Here is a 19,466-nt window from a genome sequence, read left to right as displayed (position 1 = left end):
CATGGTTGCTGTTCCGATAATCGACTATAATCGGCACAGCTTGTACGAAATTCAGGACAATGACGGCGGACCTCAACGATCTCCAGGCGTTTATGGCGGTGGCGCGCGCCGGCGGTTTTCGCGAAGGAGCCCGTGCGACGGCGGGCAGCGCCTCCGCGCTCAGCGAAGCCATCCGCCGTCTGGAAACTCAGCTCGGTGTTAGGCTCTTCAACCGCACCACGCGCAGCGTTGCTTTGACCGAGGCTGGCGCCAGCCTGCTGGCGCGGCTAGGCCCCGCATTGGGCGAGGTAGAAGCTGCGCTCGATGTGGTGAACGGCTTTCGCGACCGGCCTGCCGGAACCTTGCGTCTCAACGTGCCGATAAGCGCCTCGCGGCTGGTGCTGCCCAGAATCGTTCCGGGATTTCTCGCGGCCTATCCCGCCATTCGCCTGGAAGTGATCGCCGAGGAGAACTTTATCGATCTGCTGGTGGCCGGCTGCGACGCCGGAATCCGCTATGACGAGCGGCTGGAGCAGGACATGATCGCGGTACCGATCGGGCCGCGCGCGCAGCGCTTCACGACCTCCGCCGCGCCGTCCTACCTTGACCGGCGCGGGAGGCCGCAGCACCCGCGCGACCTGCTTGGCCATGCCTGCGTGCGCGGCCGTTTCCCGAGCGGGGTCATGACGCCCTGGGAGTTCGAGCGCGACGGCGAGGTGGTGCGGGTCGATCCCACGGGCCCATTGGTCGTCAGCATCGGTGGAGGCGTCGATCTCGCCATCGATGCGGCAATCGCCGGCGTCGGCATTCTCTGGCTGTTCGAGGACTGGGTGCGCCCGCATTTCGAGAGCGGCGTTCTGGAACCAGTGCTGGAGCCGTGGTGGCAGGAGTTTTCCGGGCCGTTCCTCTACTATCCCGGACGCCGTCTAGTGCCCGCGCCGCTGCGTGCCTTCATCGACTACATCAAAACGCCGGCGGGGCGCTGGTAATGGAAAAAGGCCGCCCGGAGGCGGCCTTTCGAAAGCTTGGAACCCGTAAAGCTTAGCGCTTCGAGAACTGGAAGCTGCGGCGGGCCTTCGCCTTGCCGTACTTCTTGCGCTCGACCACGCGGCTGTCGCGGGTGAGGAAGCCGCCCTTCTTGAGCACCGCGCGCAGCGCCGGCTCATAATAGGTCAGCGCCTTGGAGATGCCGTGACGCACGGCGCCGGCCTGGCCGGACAGGCCGCCTCCGATGACGGTGGCGACGATGTCGTACTGGCCGGCGCGATTTGCCGCGACGATCGGCTGGTTGAGGATCATCTGCAGCACCGGACGCGCGAAATAGGTCGCGAATTCCTTGTCGTTGACGGTGATCTTGCCGGAGCCCGGCTTCACCCAGACGCGCGCGATGGCGTTCTTGCGCTTGCCGGTGGCATAGGCGCGGCCCGACTTGTCGAGCTTCTGGACATGGACGGGCGCGGCCGGCTGCGCGGCGGTCGTGACAGTCCCGAGTTCTGCGAGCGAGGAAAGCTCAGCCATTACGAGGCCCTCTTGTTCTTGGAGTTCAGCTTGGCCACGTCGAGCGTGACGGGCTGCTGAGCGGCATGCGGATGTTCGGCGCCTGCATAGACGCGGAGATTCTTCATCTGGCGGCGGCCAAGCGGGCCGCGCGGGATCATGCGCTCGACGGCCTTCTCGACGACGCGCTCGGGGAAACGGCCTTCGAGCAGTTGGCGCGCGGTGCGCTCCTTGATTCCGCCGGGATGGCCGGTGTGCCAGTAATAGACCTTGTCGGTGTACTTCTTGCCGGTGAACACCACCTTGTCGGCGTTGATGACGATGACGTTGTCGCCATCATCGACATGCGGGGTGAAGGTGGGCTTGTGCTTGCCGCGCAGATGGTTGGCGATGACAGTGGCGAGGCGGCCGACGACGAGACCCTCGGCGTCGATCAGCACCCACTTCTTCACCACATCCGCAGGCTTCTGCGAAAAGGTAGCCATGGTTTTGCTCTCAGGTTGACCTTCCCGGCCAAGAAGGACAAGGAAGGCGTTTCTTGTTGCTTGGATTGACGAGTGCGCTGGAGGCTACCCGCCAATAACAAAACGGCGGCCGTTGCGGGCCGCTGCTTCGCGAGGGCTTATAGGCGAGGGTGCTTGGCACGTCAAGGCGGCCAAAAACGCATCTGGCGCATAAAATAGAATAAAAACAATAGCTTGTCTATGTGGTGTTATTTTACCGCACGGAAGTTGTGCTTGGCCTTCGATTTCGTTACGGGCGGCACCGAGACAAATGTGAGCGGAAACGTCGGTTTCGACTCGTTGCTGACCTCAAGGCCGAATAAACCCTCTGTCTAGCACGCCCATTATGATGTCATCCTGCCACGTGCCGTTGACAAAGGCTGCCTCACGTTCACGGCCTTCTTCAATCATGCCGCACTTGCGATAGCACGCGATAGCACCGGCATTGGTTGCCAGCACGCGTGCGGAGACGCGATGCCAGTCGTGTGTGAAAGCGTATGTCAGAACGAGCTTGACCGCTTCCGCACCGTATCCTTTGCCTAGGTATGCAGGGTCATCGATACCGATTGCTAGAGAAGCCCTTTTGTCGTGCCTATCCAGGCTGTGGAGGCGGACATGGCCGATGAAATGACCAGCATCGATCACCCAGGCATATTCCTGTTCCTCGATGAAGCGGATGGCAGCCTCCGCATCGCCTCGCGTAAAGTGAGCAGTTGAGTCGAACGTTCCGCCGTAAGCCTCAACGATTTCCTTGTGTCGCCGAAGCGCAAGCCGCACGTTCACATCTTGAGAGTTCGGCCTGCGCAGGACGAGACGCGGACTGTTGAGTTCTGGAAGCTCGGATGTCATTTACAAAGCCTAGGACGACACGGCCTCGCTGTCGAATGGCTGCTTCCCAGCCTAGGCACAAATCCAGTTCGAGGGTGCCAAGCGCTGGATTTTCACCGCTAGTTCGTCTGAACATACCAATTGTCAGGATGATGCTCGCTTCGGCGGAATCGAATAGGTGCCGGTGGCGTGCGCCACGGTGTGCTTATCCGGGCCGGCGACGATGTCGATGTCGAAGACCATCAGGCTTTTGCCAAGCTTCAGGATCCGGCAATGGCCGTCGATCGGCCCGGCTTCGGCCTTGCGCATGAAGTTGATGTTGAGGTTGGTGGTTACCGACAGCGCATCCGGCCCGGCGTGGCTGAGCACGCAGACATAACCGCCGATGTCGGCCAGCGTGAACAGTGATGGGCCTGAGACCGTGCCGCCCGGGCGCAGATGCCGCTCGTCGGCGTTGAGCCGCACCGTGCAGCCGCCCGGAAACACCTCGATCGCTTCGTAGAAAGAGAACTGGTCGTTGAGCTGCGGATAGACGCTCGCCATCAGCGCGTTGACTTCCGCCGCGTTGAGCACCGGTTTCAGATTGCTTTGGGCTGGCATCGGCGGTGTCCTATATGAGTAGGCAAGTTCCAGGCACGCTGGACCAAACGGTGCGACGGAGAAAACACGTCTCGCGGCTGTTCTTCAACCGGCAGCGTGCTAGTTCTGTTGTTCCGTGAACCGCGAGCGCTGACCCGAGAGGTTTAGAAAGTGGCTGAAGTCGTTGCCATCAAGCCGGCCGTCGGCGACGGCCCCGTTTCTGCCACCCAGGACAAGGGTGTGCTGCGCCTCACGCTCGCCAGCCCGCCGGCCAATGCGCTCTCGCTGGCGACGATGGCTGCGCTGCAGGCCGAATTCGATCGCGTGAAGGCCGACAAATTCGTGCGCGTCATCATCCTGGCGGCGTCCGGCAAGGTGTTTTGCGCCGGCCACGACCTCAAGGAAATGACCGCGCACCGCGCCGATGCCGACCGCGGACGCGCCTTCTTCGAAAAGACCTTTGCCGCCTGCGCGACGCTCATGCAGACCATCGTGCGCCACCCCAAGCCGGTGATCGCCGAGGTCGATGGCCTGGCCACCGCTGCCGGCCTGCAGCTTGTCGCGAGCTGCGACCTCGCCATTGCTTCGCACGAGGCGACCTTCTGCACGCCGGGCGTCAATATCGGCCTGTTCTGCTCGACGCCGATGGTGGCGCTGTCGCGCAACGTGTCGCGCAAGCAGGCGATGGAAATGCTGCTCACCGGCGAGACGATCGACGCCGCGACCGCCAAGGATTTCGGCCTGATCAACCGCATCGTGCCGCGCGAATATCTGAATCAGGTTGTCAACAAATACGCGCAAACCATTGCTTCCAAATCCTCTTTGGTGGTCAAGACCGGCAAGGAGGCCTTCTACACCCAGGCCGAGATGGGGCTCGCCGACGCCTATGCCTATACCGGCCGGGTGATGGTGGAGAACATGCTGGCGCGTGACGCCGAGGAAGGCATCAGCGCCTTCATCGGCAAGCGCAAGCCGGAATGGACCGACGAATAGCCCGGATGCAGCGGTGCTTTTCCATCGTTGAGGGTCCGACGTGGCTGCCCGCAAGCAACTGACGCGGCTGAAGGCGCCCTATCTCAGGCGCATCCTGCTCGAGCCATCGCTGGTGGCGGATTGGGACCAATACCCCTGGAACCTGCCGATCTTCCGGGACCGCGAATTCGAGTTCGAATTCACCACGCCCATCACCATCATCGTCGGCGAGAACGGCACCGGCAAGTCGACGTTGCTCGAAGCCATAGGCGCGCTGGCCGGCTATGACGAGGCCGGCGGCGGCAAAGGCTACCGGCCGGTCGATCATTCCAGTGCCGTGGACAAGAGCGGCATTTCACTTGCTGCCGCGTTACGGTGCCATTGGCTGCCGAAGGTTACCGCGGGATGGTTCTTTCGCGCCGAGTCGTTTTATTCGGTAGCGCGCTATCTCGATCGGGCAGCACTGGATGTTGGCGCTGCACCGCCTGACTTCCTGTCATGGTCGCATGGCGAGGGCTTCATCCGCTTCTTCGAGGAGCGCTGCCGCCGCCAAGGCATCTACATCCTAGACGAGCCCGAAAGCGCGCTTTCACCGACGCGCCAGATCGAGTTGCTGAAGCTGCTCCAGCGGATGGAGCGTTCCGGCATCGCGCAGGTGATCATGGCGACGCATTCGCCGCTGCTGATGGCCTGCCCGAACGCGCGGCTGTTCCGCATCAGCCGCTTCGGTCTCAATCCAACCGATTTTCACGACACCGATCATTTTCGCATGATGCGCGACTTCTGCAGCGATCCGGCTGCCTTTCTCGCCGAAGCGCTGTATGAGGACGAGCCATGAATCACGACGCCTACGACAACACCTACATCGCCGGTATCCTGAACTCGGTGAAGACGATCGCCATGGTCGGCGCCTCCCCCAACGACGTGAGGCCCAGCTATTTCGTGCTGAAATATCTGCTCGCCAAGGGCTTTTCGGTGCTGCCGATCAATCCCGGTCATGCCGGCAGGCAGATCCTCGGACAGACGGTCTATGCCAGCCTGGCCGACCTGCCGCATCCGGTCGACATGGTCGACATTTTTCGCGGCTCACCGGCAGTGCCGGGCATCGTCGACCAGGTGCTGAAGATGGATTCGCTACCCAAGGTCGTCTGGATGCAGCTAGGCGTGCGCCATGACGAGGCGGCTGCCCGCGCCGAGGCCGCCGGCATCAAGGTGGTGATGAACCGCTGCCCGAAGATCGAATACGGCAAGCTGTCGGGCGAGATCGGCTGGACCGGTGTCAATTCCGGCGTGCTGTCGTCGAAGAAGCCCTTGATGCGCCAGGGCTTCCAGAGCTTCGGTGTGAGGCAGAAATAAGCCTCCCGCAGACTGCGCAAAATTATTCCGGGAAGAGATCGATTTTCTCTGGCGTTCGCCCCAGATCGCATGCCGAAAGGTATTTTCTTCTTTGCATTCCCAGCCGGGCTTCGCCAAGAATGCCCGGCGATTTTCGCTAGATCACCAGAGGGAGGTTTCCGTGACCCGTACGCCCGGTTTCAACACGCTCGCCGTTCATGCCGGCGCCAAGCCGGATCCGGCGACCGGCGCCCGCGCCACGCCGATCTACCAGACCACCTCCTATGTCTTCGACGACGCCGACCATGCCGCATCGCTGTTCGGGCTGAAGGCCTTCGGCAACATCTACACGCGCATCATGAATCCGACGCAGGCGGTTCTCGAGGAACGCATAGCGGCGCTCGAAGGCGGCACAGCGGCCCTTGCCGTCGCATCCGGCCACGCCGCCCAGGTGCTGGTCTTCCACAATCTGATGCAGCCGGGTGACAATTTCGTATCTGCCACAAAGCTTTATGGCGGCTCCATCAACCAGTTCGGCCATGCCTTCAAGAACTTCGGCTGGCAGGTGCGCTGGGCCGACACCAACGATCCGTCGACCTTCGAAAGCCAGATCGACGACAAGACCAAGGCGATCTTCATCGAAAGCCTCGCCAATCCGGGCGGCATCTTCGTCGACATCGAGAAGATCGGCGATATCGCCCGCAAGCATGGCCTGCCGCTGATCGTCGACAACACGCTGGCCTCGCCCTATCTGGTGCGGCCGATCGAGCACGGTGCCGACATCGTCGTGCATTCGCTGACCAAGTTCATCGGCGGCCACGGCAATTCGATCGGCGGCGCCATCATCGACGGCGGCACCTTCGACTGGTCGAAATCGGGCAAGTATCCGATGCTGTCGGAGCCGCGCCCCGAGTATGGCGGTCTCGTCCTGCATGAGACCTTCGGCAACTTCGCCTTCGCGATTGCAGCCCGCGTGCTCGGTCTGCGCGATATCGGCCCGGCCATCTCGCCCTTCAACGCTTTCCTGATCCTGACCGGCCTCGAAACGCTGCCGCTCAGGATGCAGCGCCATTGCGACAACGCGGCGAGCGTCGCAGGCTGGCTGTCGAACCATCCGAAGGTCGCGTGGGTGAACTATCCCGGCCTGCCCGGCGACAAGAACAACGCGCTGCAGAAGAAATATTCGCCGCAGGGCGCGGGCGCTGTGTTCACCTTCGGCCTCACGGGCGGCTACGAGGCTGGCGTCAAGTTCGTCGAGGCGCTGGAGCTGTTCTCGCACCTTGCCAATGTCGGCGACACCAAGTCGCTGGTCATCCATCCCGCCTCGACCACGCACCGCCAGCTTTCCGACGAGCAGAAGATCAAGGCCGGCGCCGGACCGGACACGGTCCGGTTGTCGATCGGCATCGAGGACGTCAACGACATCGTCGCCGATCTGGAACAGGCGCTCGGCAAGGTCTGACCGCCATGTCGGCTTTCCTTGCCGTCAATACCGAAAGCGTCGAACCGGAGGCCGGCGCGCCGGCCCCGGACCGCGTGATTTCGGGCGAGCCGAAATTCCGAACCTGGAATGTCGAGGAGCGGGATGGCGGCCTCTATGCAGGCATCTGGGAAGCGACGCCCGGCAAGTGGCGCATCGTCTATGACGAATGGGAGTTCTGCCACATTCTGGCGGGCGTCTCGGTGATTGCCGAGGACGGCGGCGAGACGCGCACGGTCAGGGCCGGCGACAGCTTCGTGCTGCGGCCCGGCTTCAAGGGCACCTGGGAGGTGCTCAAGACGACGCGGAAGGAATATGTGATCCGGCTCTAGACGGGGCGGGGTTTCAGAGCACGCGCCCGATGTCGGCATCGCCAAATCCGAAGCCGGTCATGAGCTCTCGATGCCAAGGGCTGCCGAGCAAATCATCCAGGCACCGATCCACTTGGTGGCGGAGCACGGCATTGCCCTTGGCCAACGCGAAGGCGCCCGCGGCAGGCTGCCTCTCGGATGCCGGAACCTCGACAACCTCAAGCGGCGTATCGGGTCGCCGAGCGATGTAGCCGCGATGCGCCATGGCGACGCTGGCATAAGCCTGCACCGCGCCCCGTGCCACGGCCTCCGCTGCCTCCGCCTGCGACGCGAATATTCTGATACGTTCGGGCGGGATGCCGTTCTGCAACGCAGTTTGATGCTGAATCTGGTCTGAGATCACGGCCAGCATCGCTGAAGGGTGCCGGGCGAGGGAACGGTAGCCCTCCAATCCTAGAGGATCGTCCTTGACGACCATCAGGCCATCCGGCAACGACCAGATCGGTCGTGTGAAATCCACGAGCTTTCTACGCACGTCCGAGATGAACAGGCCGGTCGTCATGTCCCAGCCGCCGTTGGCTAATCCGGGCAGAAGCTCGGCGAATTCTGTCTCGACCGGCGCGAAATCCTCCGCCTTGAGCATCTGGCAGATTTTCTCGGCGAGCTTCACGTCGCAGCCGCCGAGTTCGCCGGAAGCGTCGGTGAAGCAGAAGGGAGGCTCCTGCAGAAAGGCGAATCTCATTTCGTGTTGCCTTCAGTAAGTCACCACGAGCTTTTCCAGCCCGTGGAAGTGATAAGTGTCGCGAAAGCGTGGCTCCTCGGCCAGTTGCAGGTTCGGCAGCCGGTCGAACAGCGTTTTTAGCGACACCTGTAGTTCGAGCCGCGCCAGCGGCGCGCCGATGCAGAAATGGATGCCGGCGCCGAAGGAGACGTTTTTCTGGTCCACGCGGTCCGGGTTGAAGGTTCCAGGATCGGCAAACGCCAGCGGGTCGTGATTGGCCATGCCGAGCAGCAGAGCGATCATCTCGCCGGGCTTGACCAAAATGCCCTGTGAAACTTCGATCTCCTCATAGGCATAGCGCAGGAACATGTGCAGCGGCGCGTCGAAGCGCAGGCATTCTTCGACCGCTGCCGCGTTTGCTTCAGGCGTGGCGAAAAAACGGCGCGGATCGTCGCCTTGCGCGAGGATCGAACGCACGGCATTGCCGGTCTGGTGCACGGTCGCTTCGTGCCCCGCATTGAGGAGAAGGATCGCCGAGGAAACCAATTCGTCTTCGGACAGCTTCTGGCCGTTGTCCTGAGCCTCGATCAGCAGCGAAAGCAGATCGTCGCCGGGCTTCTTGCGCCGCTCTGCAATATAGCCGCGCAGGAAGTCGGAAAAATCGCGCGCGGCGCGGTTCGCGGCCTCTTCAACCACGTGCGTGCGGCCATGCATGTACATGGCGACCATCTGATGCGACCAGTCGAGCAATTGCGGTCCCATCTCGACCGGGACGCCGAGCATCTCGGCGATGATGGTGATCGGCAAAGGCGAGGCGTAGGCGGGCAGGAGATCGGCGCCGCCCGGCTCGAAGCGGTCGATCAGCTCATTGGCCAGAGCCTCGATGTGCGGCCTCAGCCGCTCGACCTGACGCGAGACGAAGGCGCGGTTGACCAGTGTCCGCAGCCTCGTGTGCACCGGCGGCTCAAGCTCCAGCATGGAATTCGCCTCGATCGCGTCGAAGGCAGCAAGGTGCGAGCGATCGTCGCCCACGCCGCGGCTGTCGGGAATGCCTGCCGGGTTCTGCCGGCCGAAACGGCGGTCGCGCAGCAGGCGGTTGACATCGTCGAAGCCGCCAAAGCACCAGAAGCCGTAATCCTCCCAGAAGAAGGCGTTCGAGGCGCCATGCAGGAAGGCATAGGCCTCATACGGGTTCTGCACGAAGGCCGGCTCGTGCGGGTCGAGCCGCAGGCGGCGGCTAGCGGGATCGAAGGCGAGATAGGCTGGCATCATGTTCGACCAATAGCGCGCCTTGTCAGCCTGATGCCAGATCGTATCTTGGCGTCCGTTATGCCGATGCGTTGAGCCCAGGAGGGGATGAAGGGTCGCAGCGGCGCGCTTCAGCGTCCAGTCCTCAGGATGCCTGCCACCTTCGCGGCGATCGCGGCATCGAGCGCCTGCCAGTTCCCTAGAAGCTCGCGCGGAAAACGGTAGGTGAAGCTGAGATCGTCGCCGACCTGGATGTCGCGCTCGCAGGGCGCCAGCGATTCCTCGGCACTTGGCCCGCTTAGGCAGCGGGCGACGAACGGGTCCTTGCCCGGCCGGTCGGCGACCGCCAGCACCTCGTTGAGATAGCCCGATTTCTCGGTGAAGCCGTAAAGCGTGGTGCCGTCCGGGCCGGGCGTGCCCGGCCTGACGATCAAGGCACTGTAGATCGGCGCGAAACGGCCGCTCATGTCGCGCGACATCATCCGCGGCTCGAATGACAGGAAGATGATCTTCTTGGTCGTGGCGTGGTTGAAGTCGTCGCGCGCGGCGCTGCTGTAGCCGTCCATCTCGGGATAGCGCAGGTAAAGATCGAGGCGCGAGGCGATACCGTCGCGCCTGGCCTGGTCGAAGCGGATGAAGTTGGCCGGCACGCTGATCAGGTTGTTACCGATGACGATCTGTCGGACGGTCGTGTCATCGGTATAGCCAGCCATGGCTATTGACCGGCCTAGCCACTTGCCACCAACGCTGATCGCCACCGAAAGCAGGGCCAGCGCCGCGAAGGCGTAGAAGACCCGCTTCATGAAGGTCGAGTCGACGACCTCGAATTGCTCGGCGGCGGCTGCCTCTCTCATCGCGATCCCCGATCCGCTCACCTGTCCTTAGGTGGCACAGCTTGCGCGGCATGGCCCTTGCAGCGCGTTGGCACGACTGTGCGGTCTCATGGTAAACGGTTGGTAAAGATGGATATCATGTTGCTCCCTCTCTACGCTTTTGCGGTCGGCCTGACGGCGTGCGGTCTCGCGGGCTCGGCGATGGAACTGATCTCCGGCCGCCGGTTGGCCTTTGCCGAGCCCTATGTGTCGCCCGCCCATATTGCGCGGTCGCTTGCGGCGACCGCCTGCGCCGGCCCATTCATGCTCACCAATGAAGCGCTGGCTGCACGGCGCGAGGGGCGTATCGGCACGCTGGCGCTGCTTTCCTGCGGCTGCACGGCCGTGGCCTGGGCGCTGGCGCTCGGCATCGTGCTGATCGCCATTGCCTCATGGGCAACTGGTCTTTAGGTCTTTGATTTTAAGCATGTCTTTGTCGCGAAACCGCTGCACACTTTCGGGAGACATGCGTTAGGCTCTGCCGAATTCCCGGCTTTGAGACGAATCGGAGACGAAAAATGCCGATCTTCGCGATCGATGGGAAAGCGCCTCGGTTCGAGGATGCCGAAACCAACTGGGTTGCGCCGGACGCCACGCTGATCGGCGATATCAGCATAGGCCGCAATGCCGGCTTCTGGTTCGGCGTCGTCATCCGCGGCGACGGCGAGCCGATCACGATCGGCGCCGACACCAATGTGCAGGAACATACGGTCATGCACACCGATCCGGGCTATCCGCTCACCATCGGCCAGGGCTGCACGATTGGTCATCGCGCGCTGCTGCACGGCTGCACGGTCGGCGACAACAGCCTGATCGGCATGGGCGCCATCGTGCTCAACGGGGCCAAGATCGGCAGGAATTCGCTGGTCGGCGCCGGCGCGCTGGTGACGGAAAACAAGGTCTTTCCGGACAATTCCCTGATCGTCGGTTCGCCCGCCAAGGTGATACGGACGCTGGACGACGCGGCGATCGAGCGGCTACGCGTCTCAGCCGCGCACTATGTTGCCAATGGCAAACGCTTCAAGGCCGGATTGAAGCAGGCCTGAAGCGAGCTGGCCGGTGGCGCCGCCGGCTTAGCCTTGCCGGGACATCGCATCGCGCAGCAGCGACGCCCCCGCTTCGAAGCCGGCTTCGTCGGCGTCTTCCAGGGCGGTCTCATAATCGTCGATGTGCGTCCTGAGCGATGGATCCGCGCCCGATGCCAGCAGCAGGCGGATTGCCTCCGCATCGCGCTGCGCCACCGCATAGTGCAGGGGCGTCCAGTCGTTCACGCCGCGCATGTTCGGGTCGGCGCCGTGTTCCAGCAGGAGCCGGATGACGTCCAGCCTGTCCGGCCGCTTCGTCGACAGTGCCGCGATGATTGAAGGAAAACCGGCAAGGTCCTCATAGTTCGGATTCGAGCCCGCACCAGGCAAGGTTGCGATGAAAGCGATTGGGCTGTCGCCGGAAAAGGCGGAGCCGGCCCGGGGACAGGGCCGGCTCCTAAAACCCGGTCGTTGGGGACGGGGAGGGTGGGGACTCGACCGGGCTTTTTGGTCGCGTCCTTAGCGGACGCTGGCGACCGCGTCCTCGCGGCCGTCGTTGATCGACACCCAAACGCCCGAACTCTCGGTCGATTGACGTTTGAGGTAGGTATAGACCGTGTCGTTCCAGGCGAGCACTTTCGGCTCGAGGTTGTCGAGGATGAATTCGCCGAGACTGGTGCGTACTGTCAGCACCGCGTGACCGTCGCCATTCGGCTGGCGCACGACCGTCATCAAAAGGTCGCCGGCGGGCACGCCAGCGGCCATCAGCTCGCGACGCTTCTCCAGCGCATAATCCTCGCAGTCGCCATAGCCGTTTTCGGGATAGGCCCAATATTCCTCGACCCCATAAATCTCCATGTCGGTGCGCGGCTTGACGTGCGTATTGACCGAATTGTTGACGTTGATGATCGTCGTCCACAGCTTGCGGGTCAGTTCGACCGGTGATCCTTTCGGCGTCCTCTCGTTGCACTCGACCGGGATGCGCTGGCAGAATTCATAATGGCCGACCGGTTGGGTGGTGCGGCCGCCCGTATGCATGAAAACCGGTCCAGCGTTTGCCGTTCCCCAAGCGGAAAGCTGCATCGCCATTGCCAAGAGCAACAGCTTGCCCCTCATCATTTTCATTATGGTAGTCTCCCCGTTTGAGAGAGACTGTGCCACGTTGGGATTTATTTGGCGCAAAAACCCGAAGCAGATATTGAGTAAAACGCCCGTAGAATAAATATAAAATTTGAACTGTCTCGATTTCGGATTGTTGAGATTTCGCCGGGCGCCATCCCCGGCTCTCGCGGTGCCTCGACATGCCGCCTGATTACGAGAGGCACAATCCGACCAACGAAAAACCGGCCGCAAAGGGGCCGGTTCAGTGCTTGCCTGGTTTCGGAGTGGTCAGGACCGCGGCGCGTTGAATTCCGAATCCAATGTCTCCGGCCGCTGGATGACGGCGAACTCGATGGCCACGCCGTCCTCGAAGTGACGCACCACCTGGCCGCGCATTGTCCCCAGCATGACCTGCACGCCGATCGCCGGCTTGACGTCGATCTCGATCGCCGCGCCCGAAAGCGATAGGTCGATGATGCGGCACTGATATTGGCGTCCGTCGGTGAGCTGCAGCACGCTCATCGGATTGCGCGGCGCGACGCGCTCGTGGCGGCGATCTTCCGGCAAGTCCAACTCATGCTTGTTGGCAAGCCAGGTGAGCTGCGCGGCGAGCTTGTCCTTCTTGCGGTCCGAAGCGATGACGGTCATGGCGAATCCGTCCTGCGAGGTCCGCGTTACGACGCCTTCGATACGGCCGATATGGTCGATATAGGCAATGACCTTTTCGCCCGGCATGCCGACGCGATCGGTGCGCAAGGCGACGTTGCCGGGCGACATGTCGATCACCTGGCACGGATGCTCGGTGCGGTCTTCCAGCATGAATCGCCCGTAGATCTTGACCCGGACGCGCTGGAAATTACGCCGCTCCACTCGGGACGGCGCGTATTCCGCCGCTGACCTCATGACTGCCTACACCCCGTTGGCATTCCGCGCGCCGATGCGAGGAATTTCACCAAAAAAAACTACAGCAAAGCAGGTTAACAAAGGGGAAAAAGCCGGCCCTAGATGGCTTGGGACCAGACGCCATGGCAAGGCGGGAAGCAAGGTCCGATCGGGCCAAAAACATCGCGATCGCCTTATTCGTTGCGCCCGCCGTCAAAGACGACGAGGTGCCGGATCCGGCGCACGCGGCCGAGCGCCGAAATGGTTTCGGGCGCATCGAACTCAGTCGGAACGAGCGACGGAACGTCGATCGCGGGTCGGTTCTTCAGGAACATCGGTTCCTTGTCGGGGTCGATGACCCGGATCGCGTCGATCAGGGCGTCGACGAGCGGGTCGGCGCCCAGCCAGAATGGCCTTTCCGCAGCGCTGATAATGCCCAGGCAGCGCGGGTTCTCGACACCGCCGTCGAGAGGCAGCGCAAGCAGTTCGAACTTGTTGGAACGGCCGTTTTGGCTAAAGCCCTCGTAGTTCAGCAGCAGGACCGATTTCTGGTCGAAGACGCCGTGGATGAGCCGCGACACCAGCCGCTGGTCCTTCTCGCGCCAGAGCGAAGGGAAGGAGAACCCCTTGAGCTCGCGGCCGTAGTAGGCGCAGAGCCTGGTGCCGGCCAGCCGGAACACGGCTTCGCCGCGCGTGTCGCGCTCCAGGATGAACGTATCGGCCAGAAGCGACTTGATGTCCGCCGGCTCGACTTCCGAACGTTTCGGGGCCGGGCGGCCATCACGCAGCTGGTTCCAATATTGGAACAGCGTGATTGATCCGTTCTGATTCATTTCCATTCCGCTCCGAGCAATCTGTCTTTCTTGCTGTCCCATCGGCGAACAGACAGGGCGCCCTCCGATGACCTTCATGCGGTGCGGAGCAGGATGCGTGCCAGTATCGTTAACGTTTGTTCACGGGTCGGGGACGTTAAGGTTAACAAATGGTTTACATTGCGTGCCTGCGGAGCCTGTGGCACATCGAAAACCACTCCAAACGGCGATCGACAGCGCTTTAGTCGGAGTTTTCGGGGAGCAGGGGACTCGACCGGCCGTTCAGGGGAAGCCCTGGACGGCTTTCTTTTTGATTCGCTTCGGCTGTGGCGATTCGCGGTTTGTGATTCGTTTGGACGTGAACTACATGCTGGCGCTCACATCGAATCTCCAGCCAGCTCCAGGCGCGCATGAACGAACCGACAAGCCCGACTGAACCCGGACCGCGGCCGGACGAAGAGGCGCCGGAGCCGCGCCGCGAGCCGGTGTTCAACCTGCCGCCGGTGGTGCTGGCGGTGATCGCGATATGCGCGATCGTCTTTTTGCTGCAGCAATATGTGCTGAACGAAACCCAGCAAATGACGCTGCTCTACGATGGAGCCTTCATCCCGGTGCTCTATATCGGCCAATACGGCTTCGACTGGTTCCTGTTCACGCGTCCCTTCACCTACGCCTTCATGCATGGAGGCTTTGCCCATATCGCCATCAACATGGTCTGGCTTGCCGCTTTCGGCTCACCGCTTGCCAATCGCCTCGGTGCCCTTCGATTTGCGGTGTTCTACGCCGTGACCGGGCTCGCTTCGGTCGCGCTGTTCTGGGCAATGCACCCTTACGGCGAGATGCCGCTCGTCGGCGCTTCGGGCGCGATCTCCGGCATGATGGGTGCGGCGGCGCGCTACGGCTTCCGCATCGACCGCTCGTCCGGCCGGGCGGCCTTCGCCGGCGATCCGTTGCCGATCGCAATCGTGTTGCGCTTGCGTGGCGTCGTGACCTTTCTCGGCGTTTGGATGGTGATCAATCTCGCCACCGGCCTGCTAGGCTTCGCGCCGGGTGTCGACGGCCAGATCGCTTGGGAGGCCCATATCGGCGGGTTTGTGGCCGGCTTCTTCGGCCTGCGTTTTTTCGACCGCCCGCAGCCGGCGGCCTAGCACTGCTGCGCACTTGAAATGCAACCAATCACGGCGCACGATGTTGCCATGCATGTCTCCCAAAACTGCGAAGCGGTTTGGGAGAGAGCCATGCATCAAAACAATGACTTAAAGCGTGCTGCGGCGCGCTTTAAGTCACCCAGCGTCTTCTCGAGGGCGCTGGGGCTTAAGCCGGTCAGGGCAGGAGCCGGCGAGCAAGGCTGAGGAGGACGCCATGACGGTTAAGGCAATTCTTGAAAGCAAGGGCCATGACGTGTTCACGCTCGGGCCCAATGAAAAGCTGAGCGAAGCCATCCGGATCCTGACCGAACACCGGATCGGCGCGCTGGTCATCACCAATGGCGACCGCAAGATCGTCGGCATTCTTTCGGAACGCGACATCGTGCGGGTCATAGCCAGGGAAGGAGCGGCGGCGCTCGATATCGCGGTGCGTTCGGCCATGACGCCCAAGGTCAAGATCTGCAACGAGAGCCATACGGTCAACGAGGTCATGGAAATCATGACCAGGGGCCGCTTCCGCCATCTTCCGGTGGAGAAGGATGGTATGCTCGATGGCATCGTCTCCATCGGCGACGTGGTCAAGCGCCGCATCGAAGATGTCGAGCGCGAGGCCGAGGAGATCCGGGCCTATATTGCGACGGCATAGCCGCGCTCGGTTGCCAATCCATCTCGAAGCGCGTCGCAAGCCGCGCTGGCTTCGCGCTTCAAGTCTTTGCCTTTATCATGCCGTTTTCGAAGAAGCGTTGCACAGTTGGCGCGACCTGCATCAGCGCGGCCCGGCAGCGTGCTGGAGGCGCGCGATGAGGTCGGCGTTGCGACAATATTGCGGTGGGGCATCGGCTTGTTCGTGGCTGTCGAGCCACGTCGCGCATTCGGCTTGATGATCGCATGAGCGGCACCGGTCGGCGGCCCGATTGGCAACCGCAAGGTGGTCCGGAATGATTTTGAGCTGCCGGTCGACGCCCATCTTCTGCATCATTCGGTCCATCAGCGAGGTTCTGACGTCGATCGTAAGCAGATAATCCAGAAAGCTCATATCGCTCGCGCTCCTGCCTTTTTCAGAGTCTCTCGCAGGATCGCAGCCGCACGCATTGATTTCGGTCAAGAGACGACTCCCTTGCCAGCCCGAGCCGATTGATCTAGCGAACGGTTGACATCCTGCGCTGCCAGAGCGTGGGAATTCGACCAATAAGCATCCGGACCGTCATGAGCATCATCGATACCCGCACGCCAGATCCGAAACGCCTGATCTCCGGAGCCACCGGCGATTGGGAGATCATCATCGGTCTCGAAGTGCATGCGCAAGTGACGTCCGAGGCGAAGCTCTTCTCCGGCGCCTCGACCTCTTTCGGCGCCGCGCCCAACGCCAATGTCAGCTTGGTCGACGCGGCGATGCCCGGCATGCTGCCAGTGATCAACGAGGAGTGCGTCAAGCAGGCGATCCGCACCGGGTTGGGCCTGAAGGCCGCGATCAACCACAAGTCGGTCTTCGACCGGAAGAACTACTTCTATCCGGACCTGCCGCAGGGCTACCAGATCTCGCAGTACAAGCAGCCGATCGTCGGCGAGGGCAAGGTGATCGTGTCTGTCGGTCCGGATCGGCAGGGCGAATTCGAGGACATCGAGGTCGGCATCGAGCGGCTGCATCTCGAGCAGGACGCCGGAAAGTCGATGCACGACCAGCATCCGACCATGTCCTATGTCGATCTCAACCGCTCGGGCGTGGCGCTGATGGAGATCGTCTCCAAGCCCGACATGCGCTCCGCCGACGAGGCCAAGGCCTATGTCAGCAAGCTGCGCACCATCATGCGCTATCTCGGCACCTGCGACGGCAACATGGACGAAGGCTCGCTGCGCGCCGACGTCAACGTCTCGGTGCGACGCCCCGGAGGCGCCTTCGGCACGCGCTGCGAAATCAAGAACGTCAACTCGATCCGCTTCATCGGCCAGGCCATCGAATCCGAGGCGCGCCGGCAGATCGCCATCCTCGAGGATGGCGGTGCGATCGAGCAGGAGACCCGTCTTTTCGATCCCAACAAGGGCGAGACGCGCTCGATGCGCTCCAAGGAAGAGGCGCATGACTACCGCTATTTCCCGGATCCCGACCTTCTGCCGCTGGAGTTCGACCAGGCCTATGTCGATGATCTGGCACAGCATCTGCCGGAACTGCCCGACGACAAGAAGGCGCGGCTGATCGGCTCGCTCGGACTCTCGACCTACGACGCGTCGGTGCTGGTGTCGGAGAAGCCGATCGCCGACTATTTCGAGAAGGTGGCGGCCGGGCGTGACGGCAAGCTTGCCGCCAACTGGGTCATTAACGACCTGCTGGGTGCTCTCAATAAAGCCGGAAAAGATATTGAAAACGCGCCGGTTTCGCCCGATCAGCTGGGGGCGGTCATCGACCTGATCAAGGAAGGCACGATCTCCGGCAAGATCGGCAAGGACCTGTTCGAGATCGTCTGGAACGAGGGCGGCGACCCACGCCAGCTGGTCGAGAGCCGAGGCATGAAGCAGGTCACGGACACCGGCGCCATCGAGAAAGCTGTCGACGAGGTTATCGCCGCCAACCCCGACAAGGCCGAGCAGGCGCGCGCCAAGCCGACCATGGCCGGTTGGTTCGTCGGCCAGGTGATGAAGGCGACCGGCGGCAAGGCGAACCCGCAGGCGGTCAACGAGCTGGTCAAGGCCAAGCTCGGCATCGAGGGCTAGCATGTTCGTGCGGACGGCGAGCGAACGCGATCTCGCCGCCATCCGCGGACTGCTGGTCGAGACCTGGCACGCCACCTACGATGCCGTCTACGGCGCCCGGCGCGTCACCGAGATCACCGATGACTGGCATTCGATCGCCTCGCTCAAGGCGCGGCTGACGCGCCCCAACTCGGAATTCATGGTGGCCGACGACGGCAAGCGCCTCGGCGGCATGGCGTTCGCTTCCGCCACCAAGGACCCGAAGATCGTCCTGCTCAACCAGCTCTACGTGCATCCGGACTGTCAGCGGCGAGGGATCGGCCGGTCGCTGCTCGACGAGGTAGAGGCCAGCTTCCCGGAAGCGCGGTCATTACGCCTGGAAGTGGAGGAGGCGAATTCTCCGGCGATCGCCTTCTACGAGGCGAATGGGTTCCGGCCCGCCGGCAGGACAGCCGATTGCGGCGGCGGTTCGGGAATGCCCGCGCTCATCCTGGAGAAGCGGCTGACGTAGATCGTCCGAAGATGATTTGATTCATCCCCAGGCGTCCAAACTTCGTCACTCAGGCGCGGGAAGAATCTCCACATTGTCGATCAGCCTGGTCGTGCCGAGCCAGGCCGCGGCGAGCAGGCGGCCGTCGCGGTCCCGCCGCCAGGGCCTGAGCGTCATTGCTTCGCGCGCAGCGACGTAGTCGACCTTTCCAAAGCCTGCCCGAACGAGCGCTTCTGCGGCATCCTCCATGGCGGCGGTCTCATCGGCGCCAGATGTCACTTTCGTCGCCGTTTGGCGCAAAACGGCGTTGAGCTTGCGCGCGACCTCGAGTTCGGCCTCGCTGAGATAGGCGTTGCGCGACGACATGGCGAGGCCACGGGAGTCGCGCACTGTCGGCGCGCCGATGATCTCGACCGGCAGGTCGAGATCGCGGCAAAGCTGCCTGACGACGCAAAGCTGCTGGTAGTCCTTCTCGCCAAACACCGCGCAATCGGGCGCCGCCTGCAGGAAAAGCTTCGCCACCACCGTGGCGACGCCATCGAAGAAGGCCGGCCTGAAATCCGTTTCAAGGCCGGCAGCAGGGCCGCCGACCGAGATCTTGGTGGCGAAGCCTGCCGGGTACATTTCCGTCACACCCGGTGTGAAGGCGAGATGCGCGCCGGCTTCCCGCAACCGGTCGAGATCGAGGGCCAACTGGCGCGGATACTTGTCCAGGTCCTCGGTCGGCGCGAACTGGGCCGGATTGACGAAGATCGAGACGACGCAGCGCTCGGCCTGTTCGAGCGCGATCCTCACCAGCGAGATGTGGCCGTCGTGCAGGGCGCCCATGGTCGGCACCATGGCGATCCTCTGGCCTTCCTGGCGCCAGTTCCGGATTTGCGCCCGCAGCGCTGCGACGCTGTCGACGATGATCGGCCCGCTCATCAGGCAACCTCACGATTGCGTTGAATCAGTTTAAGAGCTGATTGGGCGTTGGTCCCGCGCCACCGTGACGA

At 62.6% G+C, this 19,466-nt stretch carries 25 protein-coding genes; 12 read left to right on the top strand and 13 right to left on the bottom strand.

The window, feature by feature from the left end:
• Positions 1–59: 59 nt before the first annotated feature.
• Positions 60–968 (top strand): LysR family transcriptional regulator, encoded by a 909-nt coding sequence (locus tag P9236_RS27045; protein WP_278077691.1) that lies wholly within the window; start codon positions 60–62, stop codon positions 966–968.
• Between the two features lie 52 nt (positions 969–1,020).
• Here the strand turns inward: P9236_RS27045 and rpsI are convergent, their stop codons facing one another.
• The 4 genes from rpsI to P9236_RS27025 all read right to left on the bottom strand — a co-directional run bounded on the left by rpsI (position 1,021) and on the right by P9236_RS27025 (position 3,407).
• Positions 1,021–1,497, bottom strand: a complete 477-nt coding sequence (rpsI, locus tag P9236_RS27040; protein ID WP_278077690.1) for a 30S ribosomal protein S9 — start codon at positions 1,495–1,497, stop codon at positions 1,021–1,023.
• The gene (gene rplM, locus P9236_RS27035) at positions 1,497–1,961 is read right to left on the bottom strand and encodes a 50S ribosomal protein L13 (RefSeq protein ID WP_059184834.1); all 465 of its coding nucleotides are present in this window, start codon (positions 1,959–1,961) and stop codon (positions 1,497–1,499) included. Before rplM ends, rpsI begins: the two co-directional genes overlap by 1 nt.
• A 327-nt stretch (positions 1,962–2,288) precedes the next feature.
• Positions 2,289–2,828 (bottom strand): GNAT family protein, encoded by a 540-nt coding sequence (locus P9236_RS27030; protein ID WP_278077689.1) that lies wholly within the window; start codon positions 2,826–2,828, stop codon positions 2,289–2,291.
• A 123-nt stretch (positions 2,829–2,951) separates the two neighbouring features.
• Positions 2,952–3,407 carry a PaaI family thioesterase gene (locus tag P9236_RS27025; RefSeq protein ID WP_278077688.1) on the bottom strand — a complete coding sequence of 152 codons (456 nt, stop codon included), beginning with the start codon at positions 3,405–3,407 and terminating at the stop codon, positions 2,952–2,954.
• Positions 3,408–3,557: 150 nt separating this feature from the next.
• Between P9236_RS27025 and P9236_RS27020 the strand changes: the two genes are divergently transcribed.
• From P9236_RS27020 to P9236_RS27000, 5 genes are all read left to right on the top strand, one after another.
• Entirely contained in the window at positions 3,558–4,379 is an 822-nt protein-coding gene (locus tag P9236_RS27020; RefSeq protein ID WP_278077687.1) for an enoyl-CoA hydratase, read from the top strand.
• A 40-nt stretch (positions 4,380–4,419) separates the two neighbouring features.
• A complete protein-coding gene (locus tag P9236_RS27015; protein ID WP_278077686.1) occupies positions 4,420–5,196 on the top strand; it encodes an AAA family ATPase in 777 nt (258 codons plus the stop codon).
• Positions 5,193–5,714, top strand: coding sequence for a CoA-binding protein (locus P9236_RS27010; RefSeq protein ID WP_278077685.1), 522 nt, complete (start codon positions 5,193–5,195; stop codon positions 5,712–5,714). The genes P9236_RS27015 and P9236_RS27010 overlap by 4 nt, the downstream gene beginning before the upstream one ends.
• Positions 5,715–5,874: 160 nt before the next feature.
• Positions 5,875–7,155: an O-acetylhomoserine aminocarboxypropyltransferase gene (locus P9236_RS27005; protein WP_278077684.1), complete on the top strand. Its 1,281-nt coding sequence runs from the start codon at positions 5,875–5,877 to the stop codon at positions 7,153–7,155.
• A 5-nt stretch (positions 7,156–7,160) separates the two neighbouring features.
• Entirely contained in the window at positions 7,161–7,505 is a 345-nt protein-coding gene (locus P9236_RS27000) for a cupin domain-containing protein (RefSeq protein ID WP_278077683.1), read from the top strand.
• 13 nt (positions 7,506–7,518) lie between these two features.
• On the opposite strand, the gene P9236_RS26995 is transcribed toward P9236_RS27000, so the two are convergent.
• From P9236_RS26995 to P9236_RS26985, 3 genes are all read right to left on the bottom strand, one after another.
• Entirely contained in the window at positions 7,519–8,226 is a 708-nt protein-coding gene (locus P9236_RS26995; protein ID WP_278077682.1) for a transporter substrate-binding domain-containing protein, read from the bottom strand.
• Positions 8,227–8,238: 12 nt separating this feature from the next.
• Positions 8,239–9,477: a cytochrome P450 gene (locus P9236_RS26990; RefSeq protein ID WP_278077681.1), complete on the bottom strand. Its 1,239-nt coding sequence runs from the start codon at positions 9,475–9,477 to the stop codon at positions 8,239–8,241.
• 107 nt (positions 9,478–9,584) lie between these two features.
• On the bottom strand, positions 9,585–10,307 hold the full coding sequence (locus P9236_RS26985; RefSeq protein WP_278077680.1) for a hypothetical protein: 723 nt from the start codon (positions 10,305–10,307) through the stop codon (positions 9,585–9,587).
• 108 nt (positions 10,308–10,415) lie between these two features.
• Here P9236_RS26985 and P9236_RS26980 point away from each other — a divergent pair, with 108 nt between their 5' ends.
• Both P9236_RS26980 and P9236_RS26975 read left to right on the top strand, forming a co-directional pair.
• Positions 10,416–10,736 (top strand): hypothetical protein, encoded by a 321-nt coding sequence (locus tag P9236_RS26980; RefSeq protein ID WP_278077679.1) that lies wholly within the window; start codon positions 10,416–10,418, stop codon positions 10,734–10,736.
• 107 nt (positions 10,737–10,843) lie between these two features.
• Positions 10,844–11,371: a gamma carbonic anhydrase family protein gene (locus P9236_RS26975; protein ID WP_278077678.1), complete on the top strand. Its 528-nt coding sequence runs from the start codon at positions 10,844–10,846 to the stop codon at positions 11,369–11,371.
• Between the two features lie 27 nt (positions 11,372–11,398).
• Here P9236_RS26975 and P9236_RS26970 read toward each other — a convergent pair whose 3' ends face one another.
• From P9236_RS26970 to P9236_RS26955, 4 genes are all read right to left on the bottom strand, one after another.
• On the bottom strand, positions 11,399–11,740 hold the full coding sequence (locus tag P9236_RS26970) for an ankyrin repeat domain-containing protein (RefSeq protein ID WP_278077677.1): 342 nt from the start codon (positions 11,738–11,740) through the stop codon (positions 11,399–11,401).
• A gap of 129 nt (positions 11,741–11,869) precedes the next feature.
• Positions 11,870–12,475: a transglutaminase-like cysteine peptidase gene (locus tag P9236_RS26965; protein ID WP_278077676.1), complete on the bottom strand. Its 606-nt coding sequence runs from the start codon at positions 12,473–12,475 to the stop codon at positions 11,870–11,872.
• Positions 12,476–12,739: 264 nt separating this feature from the next.
• Positions 12,740–13,354, bottom strand: coding sequence for a PilZ domain-containing protein (locus P9236_RS26960; RefSeq protein ID WP_278077675.1), 615 nt, complete (start codon positions 13,352–13,354; stop codon positions 12,740–12,742).
• Between the two features lie 173 nt (positions 13,355–13,527).
• A complete protein-coding gene (locus P9236_RS26955) occupies positions 13,528–14,166 on the bottom strand; it encodes a PAS domain-containing protein (protein WP_278077674.1) in 639 nt (212 codons plus the stop codon).
• A 389-nt stretch (positions 14,167–14,555) separates the two neighbouring features.
• Here P9236_RS26955 and P9236_RS26950 point away from each other — a divergent pair, with 389 nt between their 5' ends.
• Together P9236_RS26950 and P9236_RS26945 are read left to right on the top strand one after the other, a co-directional pair.
• Positions 14,556–15,293, top strand: coding sequence for a rhomboid family intramembrane serine protease (locus tag P9236_RS26950; protein WP_278077673.1), 738 nt, complete (start codon positions 14,556–14,558; stop codon positions 15,291–15,293).
• 214 nt (positions 15,294–15,507) lie between these two features.
• Entirely contained in the window at positions 15,508–15,939 is a 432-nt protein-coding gene (locus P9236_RS26945) for a CBS domain-containing protein (protein WP_278077672.1), read from the top strand.
• A 120-nt stretch (positions 15,940–16,059) separates the two neighbouring features.
• Here P9236_RS26945 and P9236_RS26940 read toward each other — a convergent pair whose 3' ends face one another.
• Positions 16,060–16,398 carry a DUF6455 family protein gene (locus tag P9236_RS26940; protein ID WP_278077671.1) on the bottom strand — a complete coding sequence of 113 codons (339 nt, stop codon included), beginning with the start codon at positions 16,396–16,398 and terminating at the stop codon, positions 16,060–16,062.
• Between the two features lie 101 nt (positions 16,399–16,499).
• Between P9236_RS26940 and gatB the strand changes: the two genes are divergently transcribed.
• A complete protein-coding gene (gene gatB / locus P9236_RS26935; protein ID WP_278077670.1) occupies positions 16,500–18,002 on the top strand; it encodes an Asp-tRNA(Asn)/Glu-tRNA(Gln) amidotransferase subunit GatB in 1,503 nt (500 codons plus the stop codon).
• 1 nt (position 18,003) lies between these two features.
• Positions 18,004–18,492: a GNAT family N-acetyltransferase gene (locus P9236_RS26930; RefSeq protein WP_278077669.1), complete on the top strand. Its 489-nt coding sequence runs from the start codon at positions 18,004–18,006 to the stop codon at positions 18,490–18,492.
• A gap of 45 nt (positions 18,493–18,537) precedes the next feature.
• Here the strand turns inward: P9236_RS26930 and panC are convergent, their stop codons facing one another.
• Positions 18,538–19,395 carry a pantoate--beta-alanine ligase gene (panC, locus tag P9236_RS26925; RefSeq protein ID WP_278077668.1) on the bottom strand — a complete coding sequence of 286 codons (858 nt, stop codon included), beginning with the start codon at positions 19,393–19,395 and terminating at the stop codon, positions 18,538–18,540.
• Between the last annotated feature and the right edge of the window lie 71 nt (positions 19,396–19,466).

Source organism: Mesorhizobium sp. WSM4884 (genome assembly GCF_029625675.1).
Taxonomy (GTDB): domain Bacteria; phylum Pseudomonadota; class Alphaproteobacteria; order Rhizobiales; family Rhizobiaceae; genus Mesorhizobium.
Note: the sequence above shows the minus strand (reverse complement) of the source record. Positions and strands in the feature narration are given on the sequence as shown.